Annotated in this window: 14 protein-coding genes and 1 pseudogene; 9 read left to right on the plus strand and 6 right to left on the minus strand. The window is 60.6% G+C overall.

Annotation, left to right across the window (positions count from 1 at the left end; all coding sequences use genetic code 11):
* From BB934_RS35615 to BB934_RS35645, 8 genes are all read left to right on the plus strand, one after another.
* Entirely contained in the window at positions 1-660 is a 660-nt protein-coding gene (locus tag BB934_RS35615; protein WP_099514510.1) for a pyridoxamine 5'-phosphate oxidase family protein, read from the plus strand.
* Between the two features lie 265 nt (positions 661-925).
* Positions 926-1897, plus strand: a complete 972-nt coding sequence (locus BB934_RS35620; protein WP_099514511.1) for a zinc-binding dehydrogenase — start codon at positions 926-928, stop codon at positions 1895-1897.
* 394 nt (positions 1898-2291) lie between these two features.
* The gene (locus BB934_RS47805) at positions 2292-2462 is read left to right on the plus strand and encodes a hypothetical protein (protein WP_157934520.1); all 171 of its coding nucleotides are present in this window, start codon (positions 2292-2294) and stop codon (positions 2460-2462) included.
* Between the two features lie 469 nt (positions 2463-2931).
* Entirely contained in the window at positions 2932-3456 is a 525-nt protein-coding gene (locus BB934_RS35625; RefSeq protein ID WP_237050592.1) for a hypothetical protein, read from the plus strand.
* A gap of 33 nt (positions 3457-3489) precedes the next feature.
* Positions 3490-3828: a hypothetical protein gene (locus tag BB934_RS35630; RefSeq protein ID WP_099514512.1), complete on the plus strand. Its 339-nt coding sequence runs from the start codon at positions 3490-3492 to the stop codon at positions 3826-3828.
* A gap of 223 nt (positions 3829-4051) precedes the next feature.
* Positions 4052-5506 carry an IS4 family transposase gene (locus tag BB934_RS35635; RefSeq protein ID WP_099508970.1) on the plus strand — a complete coding sequence of 485 codons (1455 nt, stop codon included), beginning with the start codon at positions 4052-4054 and terminating at the stop codon, positions 5504-5506.
* Between the two features lie 209 nt (positions 5507-5715).
* Positions 5716-6414 (plus strand): IS6 family transposase, encoded by a 699-nt coding sequence (locus BB934_RS35640; RefSeq protein WP_099514513.1) that lies wholly within the window; start codon positions 5716-5718, stop codon positions 6412-6414.
* Between the two features lie 21 nt (positions 6415-6435).
* Positions 6436-6807 (plus strand): alpha/beta hydrolase, encoded by a 372-nt coding sequence (locus BB934_RS35645; protein WP_099514514.1) that lies wholly within the window; start codon positions 6436-6438, stop codon positions 6805-6807.
* Positions 6808-7179: 372 nt separating this feature from the next.
* Here BB934_RS35645 and BB934_RS35650 read toward each other — a convergent pair whose 3' ends face one another.
* From BB934_RS35650 to BB934_RS35660, 3 genes are read right to left on the minus strand one after another with little or no spacing between them, the layout of a single operon-like run.
* Positions 7180-7509 (minus strand): zinc-binding dehydrogenase, encoded by a 330-nt coding sequence (locus BB934_RS35650; RefSeq protein ID WP_418294813.1) that lies wholly within the window; start codon positions 7507-7509, stop codon positions 7180-7182.
* Between the two features lie 26 nt (positions 7510-7535).
* A complete protein-coding gene (locus BB934_RS35655; protein ID WP_237050355.1) occupies positions 7536-8186 on the minus strand; it encodes an IS630 family transposase in 651 nt (216 codons plus the stop codon).
* A complete protein-coding gene (locus BB934_RS35660; protein WP_099510510.1) occupies positions 8075-8497 on the minus strand; it encodes a helix-turn-helix domain-containing protein in 423 nt (140 codons plus the stop codon). Before BB934_RS35660 ends, BB934_RS35655 begins: the two co-directional genes overlap by 112 nt.
* A gap of 109 nt (positions 8498-8606) precedes the next feature.
* Between BB934_RS35660 and BB934_RS35665 the strand changes: the two are divergent.
* Positions 8607-9020 (plus strand): annotated as a pseudogene (locus BB934_RS35665) (DDE-type integrase/transposase/recombinase); the annotation flags it as partial.
* Between the two features lie 112 nt (positions 9021-9132).
* Here BB934_RS35665 and BB934_RS35670 read toward each other — a convergent pair.
* From BB934_RS35670 to BB934_RS35680, 3 genes are all read right to left on the minus strand, one after another.
* Entirely contained in the window at positions 9133-10863 is a 1731-nt protein-coding gene (locus BB934_RS35670; RefSeq protein ID WP_099514516.1) for an adenylate/guanylate cyclase domain-containing protein, read from the minus strand.
* A 34-nt stretch (positions 10864-10897) separates the two neighbouring features.
* A complete protein-coding gene (locus BB934_RS35675; protein WP_099514517.1) occupies positions 10898-12664 on the minus strand; it encodes an adenylate/guanylate cyclase domain-containing protein in 1767 nt (588 codons plus the stop codon).
* Positions 12665-12805: 141 nt separating this feature from the next.
* A complete protein-coding gene (locus BB934_RS35680; RefSeq protein ID WP_099514518.1) occupies positions 12806-14587 on the minus strand; it encodes an adenylate/guanylate cyclase domain-containing protein in 1782 nt (593 codons plus the stop codon).
* Between the last annotated feature and the right edge of the window lie 8 nt (positions 14588-14595).

Genomic DNA, 14595 nt, shown 5'->3' on the forward strand with positions numbered 1-14595 from the left:
ATGCTACACAGATGGCTCGAGATCGCATCGACCCCTTCAGTGAAGGCCGTGCGTGAGCGCTACGGAAGCGCGGCCCAGTACGCGCGCCTGGATGGCACGCTGGACAGGGCTGGGCCGGTCCGCAACGACCGGCTCGGCGACGCAGAAGCGGCTTTCATTGAAGGACGCGACGGGTTCTATCTCGCCTCTGTCTCCGAAACCGGCTGGCCTTATGTGCAGTACCGGGGTGGCCCGGCGGGATTTCTGCGCGTCCTGGACGATCACACGCTTGGCTTCGCGGATTTTCGGGGCAATCGGCAATATGTGACGACCGGCAACGTCGCGGAGAATGACCGGGTCTCGCTGTTCCTGATGGACTACGCTCATCAGCGGCGGCTCAAGATCTTCGGGCACTTGCGGATGATCGATGTGAGCGCGGCCCCCGAACAGGTCGCAACCCTTGCCGTGCCAGACTACGCAGCTCGTTCCGAGCGCGCGGCCCTGATTCAGGTTGTGGCCTTCGACTGGAACTGCCCTCAGCACATCACCCCTCGCTTCACGCACGGGGAACTGGACCAGGTGCTCACCCCGGTGCGTGAGGAGATCGAGAGCCTGCGCGCCGAGAACCAACGCCTGCGTCATCGGCTGGTCCGAGAGGCGGGAACGGCCAGTCAAGATTGATGTCACCAGGCGCACCGCGCGCATCATTGTACGCAAGCAATACCTTCGGCGCCCTCGAATTGCCCTTCGAAGATGTCAATGAGGACCATAACCTTGGGAACACGTGCGGTCTGCATTGGGTCAGGCAGTGAAGTTCGCTCACTGACAGGAACGTCCGATATCTTTGTCCGAAGCGGAAGTTCGGCTTTCGTCAGCCTCGTGCCAAATCTTGCCCTCAGGACCACCCAACCTAATTGAAGAACCTCTTTCGACAAAGGGATTGCTCATGCACAGCATTGTATTCGAACGGTTCGGCGATCCGGCCGTGGTGTTGACCCTTGCCGAGCGTGAGCCGCCAGCGCCCGGGCCGGGGCAGGCGCTGCTCCGGATGATCCTGTCCCCCATCCACAATCATGACCTGATGACCGTGGCTGGCACCTATGGCGTCAAGCCCCCGCTGCCGGCGATCGGCGGTACGGAGGCGCTCGGCGTGGTGGAGGAACTCGGCGCCGGGGTCGAGAACCTCCAAGTCGGGCAGCGCGTGATCGGCGGCGCCCAGCAGACCTGGACCGACTATTACTTGGTCGATGCAAGGTACGCACGCCCCGTGCCCGATGGCGTTGATGATGAGACAGCTTGTCAGCTCATCGCCATGCCACTCAGCGCCAAGATGGTGCTGGCCGACCTTGGCCTTCAGCGCGGCGACTGGCTCGTGCAGAACAGTGCCAATGGCGCGGTCGGACGCCTTCTGTCGCGCTTTGGCGCGGAAAAGGGCGTCAACGTGCTCAGCCTTGTTCGGCGTGACGCGGCGGTCGCCGAACTTGCCGCCGCCGGCATCACCAACGTCGTGTCAACCGGGCAGCCCGGCTGGGAAGCGCGCGCCCGCGATCTTGTCGGTGATGGATCGATCCGCGCCGGGCTCGACTCCGTGGGCGGGGACGGCCCCGCGCAACTTGCTCGCCTGGTGGCTGACGGCGGCGAGATCGTCATCTTCGGCGCCCTGAGCGGCCAGCCAATCTGCATCGAGCCGTCTGTCGCGATCTTCCAACAGATCACCATTCGGGGTTTCTGGGGTGCCAAACCGCGCCTCGCACCCGACGTGATCGGCCGTCTGCTCGAGGAAGTCGTCGCCGAGGCTGCCAGTGGCAAGCTTACGCTCCCGGTCGACGCCGCCTTCCCGCTTGATCGAATCGCCGACGCCGTGCGCGCCAGCACTGAACCTGGTCGCAAGGGCAAGGTTGTCCTACGCGGGCGGTGATCAGGCTTGCAGAAGCAAGGCAAGGGTAGCGTAGCAAGGGCACTAGCCCGATGGCGAAGCGCATCGACCAGCAAAGCGAAAGGCGCCGAGGATTGTCGGAGGCTCGAGTAGTGGCGGTGGCACCCCATCTGCCGGCCTTCTGTGCGAAGCACGGAATCGTTGCCGACATCGAGATGATCCGGGCGGTCTGTGCTACTTCGAGGCCTGGAGCAACCTGCGCAGGCGTTCAGGGTTTCACGACGGCACGCCGCATTTCCGCCATACCACTTCTCTGAACATTGTGCGGAGTTACCTTCGCATACGGGCTATGTCCCAGGCATCCTTGTGACCATGGCTCGGTGGGCCATCTGCCCTTCGGAGCTGTATTGAGCTGAAGACCTTGTGGAGGCAGCGAATGTCGAAAGCACCAAAAGCTGAAACCGAGCTTGAAGCTCTCGACAGGGAGCTGGACTTCAAGCTGGAAGGCACGTTTCCCGCAAGTGATCCTCCCAAGATCACTCTTGGAATGTCTAAAGTTTGCGCCCAGCAAGGACGTGATACAAGCGAAAAGCACAAGTTGGGGTGATCGCGCGATCGTTTGCGACAATTCTTAAAGCTGAGGATCGAGAGTCCCCACGGGCCGGTCTTTGCCTGCTGCTAGCCCAAAACTGTCAAAGCTTTGTCTCATCCTGTCAAGCACAGGGGCATCACGAATACTAACATCGGACATAGCGATCGACGATTCTCTTGGAGCGTGCGGTCTGATGGCTCCAGGATTAGCCCGATGCCGAGCCGGGCCTGGCTTCGGCTGTGCCCGGCAATGTCGGCGCAAGACTATCCAAATGCTTTGACGTGAAGGCTCTGTGACGGCCATCATCGCGTTACCTCCTTGCCGTCAGCTGAGTTGAGTGCGGGTTCCATCGCTGGAAGGCAGACGCATACAAGAATGCGACAAATGCAATGGATCAGAAAATCGCCGACCACCTCACAGAGCCTGTGAGACGCCTCTGCGAGGGGCACGACAAAAGAACGCTCTGATTGACTGGAGAACTGCCATGACACGATCATCCATCATCGTCGCATCAGTACTCACCCTCATCACCTTGCCTCCCCTGTTCTCCGCAATCGCCACGCCAGCGGTCGCCGGGGAGCAGGAATGGAGCAGCAGCGACATGAGCGACGGAAACCTGCGTGATCTCCTGAGGGATTGGGTGGGCGACAATCCGGACCGACGCGACCTGCTCATGGACCTGCTCCAGAATCGCCGGGACCGTCGCGCCGAGGTGATGGATCGGATGCACGACCGCATGGACCGGCGCGACCGGTTGCGCGACCGAATCGCAAACAGAGGGGACGATGACGAGGATGGGAGTTGGCGTGATCGCGGGGATCGGCGCGATCGCTTGCGGGAGCGGATCTCAAGCCGGGGGGATGACGAGGAGGACGGGAGCCGGCGCGGACGCCTGCGCGAGCGCCTGGCAGAGAGACGTGGCGGGGATTGCTACTTCCTCACCAGAAGCCTCCGGGACGAGGATAGAACTCTCCTCGTTATCGTTCGCAGACGCGTTTGCCCTGACTAGCCTCTGCTGCATCATTCAAAATGGAGGTGTGAGATGAAGAAGGCTCTTCTGATCGCGGCGGGTCTGACGCTGATCGCCCTACCTGCCTTGGGCCAGAGCTCGAATGACACGGAAGACCGTGGTCGGTCCTATGATCGACGGGATCGTGATGATCTCGAAGAGCTCCTGCGCGGCATCGGCGATGATGGAGTGGGAAGCCGTCTCCGTCGCGGCGCCGGGTTCCTGCTGCGCAGCGGCGATGCAACCGTGGCTGTCCGATGTGATCCGCAAGAGAACATGAGGGCATGTGTGGACGCGACCACCACGTTACTGGAACGGGCTCGTTCCGCGCTGCCGCCGGGAGGTGCTCCCGCAACGCCGCCGCCTCGGTAAGGGCGGGTTGCCGCTTTCAATTACCCACATTTCTGACTTAGCAGCAGTGCTTGCCTGACCAGCACCAAGCGTGATTCCTTGGTGAGCATCTCCTCATCTGTGAGAGGTGTCCCATGGACAGGGCTCTGTCTCGGCTTTCCCGTGATCTCGCTGATCTCTGCGCGCCGGGCATACGCCGGACGGCCTCCTATTCGCTCCCACGAGGCGGCGCGGGAGCTGGGCCATGACAAAGACGTCTCTTCCGACGCATCCTCTGGGAGAGGCAGCCAATGTTATTTCCTGGGTCGATCAGGAACTCGCTGGGTGCCGCTTTCGGGACAATCGTCTCGGCCAGCGCCTGCGCAAGCTCCTGACCCACATGGCCGGTGCCATTGGCGGCAGCCTTCCGCTGGCCTGCCAGGATTGGGCTAACACCAAAGCGGCCTACCGCTTCCTGTCCAATCCCAAAGTTTCCGACCATGAGATCCTTCAGGGCCATTTCCAAGCCACCCGAACCCGCTTTGCCGCCTTCGGTGGCCCTATCTTGGTCATTCAGGACACAACCGAACTGTCCTACGAAAGAGCACAGCCTGAACGGATTGGTGCGACCCGCCGGGTCAACAGCGGCCGGGACAAGGAAGGTCGCTCCAGGATGCACACGGTCTGCGGGCTGCTCATGCACTCTTGCCTGGCTGTGACCGCGGATGGGCTGCCGCTGGGGCTTTCGGCGATCAAGTTTTGGACGAGGCCTCAGTTCAAGGGCGCCCGGACGCTCAAACGCAAGATCAACCCGACCCGGGTGCCCATCGATCAGAAGGAGAGTATCCGCTGGCTGGAGTGCATGAGGCAGTCCGTGGCGCTGTTCGGTGCTCCTGAGCGCTGCATCCATATCGGCGACCGGGAGAACGACATCGACGAGTTCTTCTGCACGGCTCAGGCTCTGAGCACGCACTTCCTGGTCCGAACCTGCGTGGATCGGTTGGCGGGCGATGGCCAGCACACCATCGCGGACGAGATGGCAGAGGTGAAGGTCAAAGGACGGCATCAGGTCGAAGTTCGCAGCCCGAAAGGCGATGTGAGCCTTGCCACCGTAGAGCTCAAATACCGCCGGATCCACATCCTGCCTCCGATCGGCAAGCAGAAGCGCTATCCAGCCCTGAGCCTGACGGTGATCCACGCACAGGAGCGTCATCCACCCAAAGACCGGGCGCGGATCGACTGGAAGCTGATCACGGATCTGCCGGTACGATCCCGCGCGGACGCGATCCAGATGCTCGACTGGTACGCCATGCGCTGGAAGGTCGAGCTGTTCCACAAGATCCTCAAGTCCGGGTGCCGAGCGGAGGAGACCAAGCTGAGAACGGCCGAGCGCCTGGTGAACCTGCTCAGCATCTACTGCATCCTGAGCTGGCGGATCTTCTGGATGACGATGCTCAATCGTGTTGTTCCGGACGTGCCGCCGCGGCTGGCCTTGACGGACTTGGAAATGGACCTGCTCGACGAGCTGGTGCGAGACAAGGGCCAGGTGCTGCTGCGGAGCAAGACGCTCGCCTACTATTTAACTAAGATCGCCCGCATGGGCGGCTACCTTGCCCGTGGCCATGATCCTCCGCCAGGAAACACCGTCATGTGGAGAGGACTATCCCGCCTGATGGATATCGAACTCGGCGCTAGGATTGGGGCGCAAATCTATGGGTAATTGAAAGGGGTTGCCGCAGGTTACAACTCGGGCCCTACACGGCCTTGCGCCAGTTCTCGAGGTTCACTCCATAGGGTTCCTGCGATGGCACCCCTCGGGACCGGCACGTCCGGTCATTGCCCCAGCCCAGAAGGATAGGCGCCTTGGGCGGCACTGTTGCATTAACCTTGGCGGTATAGCGAGGAGCGGTTCATCAAGGATCCGCTCCCGTGTCTCTGTTCAAGCGCCGTCGCTTCCCGGTTGAGATCATCTTGCTGTGCGTGCGCTGGTACTGCAAGTACGGGATCAGCTATCGCGATCTGGCTGAAATGATGTCCGAGCGCGGTGTCAGCGTCAGTCCAAGCACGATCTTCCGTTGGGTTCAGCGCTATGCCCCGGAGATCGAGAAGCGGGTGCGACCATACCAGGGACATCGTTCAGGCTCATGGCGGGTGGATGAGACCTATGTAAGAGTGGGCGGACGCTGGCGGTACTTGTTTCGAGCGGTCGATAAACATGGTCGGCTGATTGCCTCCATGCTGTCCGGCCGGCGTGATACCGGAGCGGCTTATCGCTTCCTGCGCAAAGCCCAGCGGGCGGTGAGCGACTATCCTCCTTCATCCATCACGACCGACAAACTGGCGTCGTATCCCAAGGCAATCCTGCGCCTGCAGGACGAAGGGCTTCTGCCGAACGATGTGGTACACCGCACCTCGAAATATCTGAATAACATCCTTGAAGCGGATCATGGCGCGCTCAAGCGCGTGATCCGTCCGACGCGCGGCTTCCAGAGCATGAAAACCGCCGGCGCAACGTTGAAGGGTTTTGAGGTGATGCGGATGGTCCGCCGAGGTCACTGCATGCTGAGGCATGCGGGCGTGACAGGCGAAGTTCGTCTGGTGAACCAGTTGTTCGGTCTCGCCGCATGAGGAAGGCGCACCGGTAGGCTCATGATGACTTATTGCAGTTTATGCAACAGAGCCGAAGGCGAGGCGCTCGTGAGGTTGGGTGGGGAGCCCTTCATTATCAGGCGGACCTTCGTTGAAGATCTGCGCGATCAAGATCAGAGACATCGGATTGCCCATCTCGACCGTCCGTTGCTGATCTTGCATTCGCCGCAAGACAAGGTCGTCAGCATCGATAACGCTGCCGCGATCTTCCAGGGCGCACGCCATCCGAAGAGCTTTGTCTCGCTCGACCCGGCTGACCACCTTCTGACCCAAGCCGTGGACGCCGAGTATGCCGCAACGATGATTGTGGCATGGGTTTCGCGCTTCTTTCCTGTGGTTGAGTCAGCATCGGTTGTGCACCGGCGCTGTTGAACGACTCCACATCGGCATTTGGCGTGACCCCACCGTTGTTGCCCGAAGCGCTATCATTTCGGTGACTTGCAACATGATGTACAGGGTCTGGCATCGACGCTGATCAGCGGCCAAACGATGCCCGATTCACACTACTCGGTTTGCCTGGAAGGGGCAGGTTCCTTGAGATGTGTTGCAAGGCCTGAAACCGGTTGAAAAAACTCGTAAGCGCGTCCATTTCAGAGCGCGACGCCGAACAGGGTCGTGATGTGGCATGTGGAACAGCGAGGCATCTGACCATTCGAGAGGAACGTCGGTCCCGTGGATGCCGAGCGGAACAAACTTTTGGTAAGCGTCTTCCCTTCCCATTTGTGGCCGACCCGCCGCGTTCGCTCAGCTCGGCATCTCGATCTGCACCTTCACGGAGGATGGCGGCATTGCCTTGGCGAAGTCGAAGGCCTCAATGCTGTCCTTGAAGGCGAAGCGGTCGGTGATGAGCGGCTTCACGTCGATCTTGCCCGAAGCAATCATCGCCACCGCACGCGGATAGACATGCGCATAACGGAAGACGTTCTCGACCGTCGCCTCCTTGATCTGCGCCTTGCTGACATCGAACGGAAACGGTTCAAGCGGAATACCAACCAGCGCGACCTTCCCGCCTGGACAGATGAGGTCGAATATCTCCGCCATGGCGGGCGGATACCCTGAGCATTCGAACACCACATCCGCACCCTAAAGCGCTTTTGGGATCAGTGTAGGGCATAGCCGGCATGCCTGATCCAGCCTCGGGCATCCTTTGCGGTGATGGTGTCGAGGGCGGGTTTGAGTTCCGCTTCCAAAGCTTCAAGAGTGCGAGGCGCTTTCGCCTTGAGCCGCTCTTTCATCTTGGCCCAGGCGGGCTCGATCGGGTTGAACTCCGGGGAATAGCGCGGCAGGTACAAAAGCCCGATCCCGGCCTGCGCGAGCAGGTCTCGCACTTCTGTGGCCCGATGCGGGCGCAGGTTGTCCAACACCAGAATGGCATCCGGCTTGGTGCGTTTGAGGGCCGGTACCAGGATTTGCTCGAGATAGGCCAAAAGCACGGAGGTCGAGGTCGAGGCCTCGATGCTCATCGTAGCGACCAGGCCCTCACAGGCGAGTGCGCCCAAGACCGTCAGCCGCTGCCACGAGCCGAGCGGGATGGAGCCATAGGCGCGTTGCCCACGTGGCGCTCGCGCATGAGTGCGGGCCATCTTGGTCGTCACTCCGCTCTCATCGAGGAACACCAGGCGTTCCACGGGAAGCTCGCTCATCTGCTGGCGATAGGCCTCGCGCTCGGCGGCAATCTCGGGCCGCTCCTGCTCGGCCGCCCGAAGGGTCTTTTTTTCGGACGCAGCTTGAGCCGCTTGAGCGCCTCGCAGATCACCGCCAGACACACCGTCACGCCCGTTCGCTCGGCCAGGCGCTCGCGGTACTCGCGCAGCAGCGCGTCATTGTCTTCGGCCACGAGCTGACGCAGCACCTCCAGAGCTGCTGCATCCAGGCGCGAGGGCACGCCGCCGCTGTGCGGCTTGGGACAGCGTCGGCCCTCCTCGCGCTCTTGGCGGCGCCAGTTCGAGACGGTGGCGGGGCAGACCTGGAAGCGGCGGGCAATCTCAACCTGAGGAAGGTCGCCACGCGCACAGGCGACAAGAACACGCTCACGCAGATCAGGAGAATAGGGCTGGGGCATGGTTTGCCTCCCGGGCCATATCCCAGTCAACGCACAGACCACCCGAAGCGATTCAAGTCCAGATCAAAAGCGCTTTAGCCGTCAGTCTCGCGCTTGATCACGTCCGTGAGCCTCTGGCGAGGTCCTCGAGGTGCTGGTTCAAGCGAAGCGCGACAAGCGAGCCGCCCTGAAGCTCATTCGCAAGCTCCTGAAGAAGCACGGCACCGCTCCAACAGAGTGGGTCACGGACAAGTGTCCCGCCTATGGAGCTGCGCTTCGAGGCCTGAAGATCCAGAGGGCCGTTCATACCCAGGCCAAGCGGGCCAACAACCGAGCGGAGAGTTCGCACGTGCCGGTGCGACGACGAGAGTGGAAGCTGCAGGGGTTCAAGTCACCCGGCTCGGCCCAGCGGTTCCTCACAATGCATGCAGCGATCTACAACGCGTTCACCGTTCCTCGCCATCTCACGACCGCCCGAACGCACCGGCTCCTCCGAGCCGAGGCGTTCGCCACGTGGCGCGAAGCTGCGAGTGTAGTGGCATAGCGAGGGACATGTGGCAGATCCCATGCCGGTCAGACCCCGCAATGTGACAAGCGCTTCTTGTGGGCGCGGGCGGTCACGGAAGAGTAAGAAAGAGGTGCTGAAGCCGAGAGTGTCACTCTGGAAGACCAGCCGCGCGTAGGCCACCAAACAAGGCATCCTGAAAGGATCGGCTCGGGGGCATTGAGGCTTGCTTGATCGCAGCAATCGTGATCCCTGGATGCGCCTGAACAAGGCGGGCAAGCGCCTCTCGCGCCTCGTCCAATCTTCCCAGATTGGCGTATGCTGCCGCAACAATCCGCCACGCCCACGTCGCACTTGGCTTTTCGGCAATCCCTTGGCACACCCAAGACGCGGCCTCTGCGAAGCGCTCGGCATGAAAGTGGGCGATGCCAATTCCGATGGCGGCATTGAAGTTGTATGGATCGAGTGGGCTAATGCGGATCGAGCGCTGGAAGTGCTCGATGGCAAGATCCGGCTGGTTGAGAAAGGTTCTGATAAAGCCGCTGTGATGCCATGCCCAGGCTGAGTTCGGATCAAGCTGCACAGCCCTGTCAATGAGCGGGACTGCCTCAGTAAACTCTCTCCCGACCGCATGAGCCGACGCAAGGACTGTCAGCACGAGCGGATCATCGCTATCGAGACGAGCGGCTTCCTTGGCAACCCTGAGAGCCGCCGAACGCTCCTCTTCCGGATGGTTGGTCCACAAGAATGGCACCCGTTGTCCGTGACACCAAGCAGCAAGCGCTTTGGGTAGGGCGTAACTTGGATCAAGAGCCATCGCTTGCTCAAGCAGGCCGAGAGCCTCTTCATTCGTCGCACGTTCCACCGCCCAGATCGACGGCAGAGCCCGCATAACGTAGTCATAGGCATGGAGGTTGCCGGGTCTCTTGCGCCGAGCACGCTCGATCTCGGAAGAGCGGATAGTGGGCTGCAAGGCTCCAATGATGCTCACAGTGATCCGGTCTTGTAAGTCGAACAGATCCGTGATCTCACCGTCGTAGTGGTCCGACCATATATAGCTGCCGCTCTGTCCATCAATGAGTTGCGCTGTAATCCTGACCCGATCACCCGCCCGCCGCATCGTACCTTCCAGCACATAGCGGACCCCAAGTTCTCGGCTGACTCGCTTCACATCCACAGCACGCTCCTTGTAGGCGAGCGTGGAACTTCGCGCGATGACGAACAGAGAGCGAAAGCGCGACAGGGCAGAGGTCACCTCGTCCACGATTGCTTCAGCCAGAAAAGTTTGATCTGGATCTTCGCTCAGGTTTGTGAACGGCAGCACAGCAATGGACGGCTTGTCGGGGAGAGAAAGTGTCCTGACCGAAGTATCTGCCCGAGCGGATTCGATCCCTCCGAACGAATACACCCGCACCGGTCTGGTGATGTTCTTGACCGTCTGCTCGCCCCGGCTCTCGAATGTGCGGTTGATCTTTCCCTCGATCTCATCGAAAACCTTGCCAGAGATCAGGACTCCACCAGGATCACATAGTGCCTCCAGGCGAGCGGCAACATTCACTCCTTCTCCATAAACATCACCGTCTTCCTCGATAATGATATCGCCAAGGTTGATGCCGATCCGAAGTTGGAGGGGACCAGTTGCTGTCTTCTCCTGGATAGAGATGGCGCATCGCACAGCTTCCACCGGGCTGGGGAACTCGATCAGGAATCCATCGCCCGTGGTCTTCACCGTCCGTCCATGGTGCTGCGCCACATACGATTCAACGGTCTCCCGCTGGAGTGCTTTGATCCTTACGAGAGTGCCTTCTTCGTCCTTCTCCATCATGGACGAGAAGCCCACGACATCAGCGGCGAGAATGGCAGCGAGGCGTCGGGTGGTCATTTGGGGAACCTGTCCTCGAAAGAGTGCGACGACGCTAACCTTCGGGAAGACCTAAGCTTCGAAACGCCTCCGCCAACTTCCGCTTGGTTGCATCGCTTCCCGGTGTTCGCTCCAGGATCTTGGAGACGGTCATCTCTGGGAACCGCTCCAGAAACGCCGCAAAAGCTAGCCTCGCATCATCCATTCGTCCCGCGTGGAAGTAGGCGGCGGTGAGGGGGCGGTTCGCCCAAATCGCGTCGGGCTTTTCTCGCAGACCCTTCTCAATCCAGGCCGCCGCGCTGTCGTATTCCGCCTTGTCAAAGTACGCGCGACCAATACCAATGAGGACATTAAACGTGAGTGGGTCTACTGGGCTCAGCCGAAGAGCCCGGTGGAACTGCTCAATAGCTGTGTCTGGCTGCCGAGTGTAGACGTTTAACCAGCCGCTGCGCTGCCATGCCAAGGCAGAGTTCGGGTCGAGCATCAGCGCCTTTCCGATAAGAGTATGCGCCAGAGAGAAATCCCTCACAATGGAATAAGCAGCACCCGCACAGGTGAGGACGAGCGGGTCATTGCTGTCTAAGCGGGCCGCGTCTCGCGCCAAGGCCGTGGCCTTGTTCCGATCCTCCGACAGGTTCGTGGTTCGCAGGTAGGACAAACGGTGCGCGTAGCACCAAGCGGCTACTGCTTTCGGCAGCGCGTATCTCGGGTCAAGCGCAATGGCCCGCTCGGCAAGGCGGAGCCCTTCCTCAATCGTTTCTGTGTCATGGGACCAGATTGCCGGGAGAGCGCGCATCACGCAATCATACGCACCGAGGCTCTCTGGGCGTTTCCGTCTTGCCAGATCAATCTCGTTAACCGTGATGCTTGGTTCGATTGCACCTACAACCGCCTCCGTTACGCGGTCTTGCACGTCGAAGATGTCGGAACCGTCTCCGTCGTAACGCTCGCCGCAAACATGATTGCCAGTTGTGGCATCAATCAACTGCGCCATAATCCGAAGGCGGCTCCCTGATTTTCTGACGCTCCCCTCGACAACATACCGCACTCCGAGTTCGCGGCTCACTTGGCGCACATCGAAAGCTCTGTGCTTGTAGCTGAACGATGAACTGCGCGAGATGACGAAAAATGACCGAAAGCGGGATAATGCGGCTGTTATCTCCTCGACGAGCCCGTCGGCTATATGATCCTGCTCAGGATCGCCGGTCATATTCGTGAACGGCAGGACGGCGATAGAGGGCTTATTTGGCAGCGGCAATGCTCTGGGCTGCTCGCGGTTTGCCGGGAAGCCGGTGCCGACGACTGCATAGCCGTGGATTGGACGCGCGAGGTTCTTTACCTCCCGCTCGCCGCAATCCTCGAACGTGAGCGGCAGCTTGCCCTCTATCTCCTCGTGTGCACGCCCCGAGAGCCACACCCCTCCGGGTTCAGCAAGGCTCTGAAGACGAGCCGCAATGTTCACGCCGTCTCCGAACAGGTCTCCGCCTCTAACTATAACGTCGCCGACATGGACACCGATGCGGAACCGAAGACGGTCTTCCTCCGGGGTGTCGGCGGCTACCTCGCCGAGCTTCTGCTGGATGGTCACGGCGCACTGAACCCCGTCCACGACACTCGGGAACTCCGCCAGGATACTGTCGCCAGCCGTATTGGCGATCCGACCTCCATGCTCTGCAATGAGCCGGTCCATAATCTGACGGTGGGCGGTCAGGATGCGGAGCGTTCCAACTTCGTCTTGGCTCATCAAGCGTGAATAGCCTGCCACGTCAGCCGCGAAGATGGCTGCCAGCCGCCGCTCGACCTTGTGCTCCTGCGGAGCCATTAGACCCTCGGTGCAGTTTTCGGGTCAGATTCTGCTTGGGGAGGGGGCGGGTGTCCAGCCCACATCCAGGTTAAGGTCTCACAGCCGAGTTTTTGCAGGATGGCGGCTGGGCGAATGGCTAAAGCCTTATATGCAGCAACGTTACTCATCCCCCAAGATCTCCTGAGCCGCTCGTTCGATTTGATCAATCCAAGATGGATGGGATGCGGGGACGAGACGCGCGAGACTCCCCTCGGCATCGCTGGTAGATCGTATCTCGGACGCCGCAGAATGAGCCTGACGGGTATCACCGAGCGTCTTGCAGCAAAGGACAACCACCTTCAGCGCTGGAATCCAGTGGGGCCGTAGGGACAGCGCTCGGCGTGCAGCGCTAAGCCCTGGCTCTGCGTTCCCCGAGAAGTAGTAGGCCACAGCAAGCAAAAACAGCCATGCGAAATTCTGTGGATCATAGGGAGAGAGGCGTAATCCGTGCTCCAGAGGCTCAATCGCGTCCTGTGGACGACCCGCATGGAGGAGCGCTGCCCCAAGGATCAAATGGCCGAGAGCGAAGCTGGGGCTGAGGCGAATGGCTCGCTGGGCGGCTGGAGTGGCGATCTCAAACTCGCCCCCGAACACATGCGTCACGGCGACAGCGTAATGGGAATATGGGTTCTTCTCATCAAGCTGCACGGCTTTGAGCCCAGCAGCCATGCCGTTTCGGAGATCTGCCTCAGCATCATCACCCCAACCATACGCTGCAAGACCGGCTTCAACGCGAGCCAACCAGATGTAGCCGTCCGCTGATTCGGGCTCGACCTCGATTGCCTTGAGGAAAAGCTTGCGGGCACGACGATGCGACTCCGGTCTGATCTTGTGGAACTCCCACATGCCGCGACGAACGAGATCCCACGCGGTCAAGCTCTGTGGCCGCTGTGCCCCGCGTTGCCCTTCTTTCTTGAGGAGTTCGGGCTCGATGGCTCCGCAGACTTCTTCGGCAATTTCGTCTTGGAGAACGAGAATGTCCCCGAGGTCGCGGTCGTATCGCTCGGCCCAGAGCGATCCACCCGTTTCAGCTTCCATCAGTTGAACCGAGGCACGGACGTGGGAACCACTCCGACGGATGCTGCCGCTGAGGATGTAACGAACCCCAAGCCGCTGCGCGACCTGTTCAGTTTCGATGGCCTTTCCCTTGAACGGAAAAGAGGAGTTGCGGGGAATGACGTATAGCCATCGTGTCTTCGCGAGGGCTGTGATGATGTCGTCCGTGATACCGTCCGCAAAATACTCCTGCTCGGGATCACCGCTCAAGTTCGTGAAGGGCAGAACGGCAATAGAGGGCTTATCAGCATGGTTTGGGCTTGGTCGTGCCGCCTTGGGCTCGCCGGATGATGTATTCTCACGTTTAAGGGCATAGACATGAATGGGGCGGGCAATGTTCTTGAGGCGGTGCTCACCCCGATCCTCAAAGGGCAGGGCCAACTTGCCCTCAAGTTCGTCGAAGACCTTGGCCGATACGCAGATTCCGCCAGGATCGGCGATGCTCTCAAGGCGAGCCGCCACGTTGACGCTGTCACCGAGGATGTCTCCGTCTTCACCAGCGATGAGGTCACCTAGATTGATCCCTATCCGTAGCAGGACGCCCTGACCGTCAAGCTCGCGCTCGGCCCGGTCGGTGACACCGGCCTGCACCTCGATGGCGCAGAGGACAGCCTCGACTGGGCTGGCGAACTCCAGGAGTGCTCCGTCGCCCATGGTCTTAACAACTCGCCCATAATGCCGTGAAGCGGCTGGCCCAAGAACCTCTGCCAAGATCGTGCGGATAGCCGAAACCGTGCCTTCCTCGTCCTTCTCCATCAGAAGCGAGGAGCCCACCACATCAGCAGCCAGAACGGCAGCGAGCCTTCGCTGTGACCTGGGACGCAGATCGGCCATGGACCTGTCCATATTCGCAC

This window comes from Microvirga ossetica (genome assembly GCF_002741015.1).
GTDB classification, from domain to species: domain Bacteria; phylum Pseudomonadota; class Alphaproteobacteria; order Rhizobiales; family Beijerinckiaceae; genus Microvirga; species Microvirga ossetica.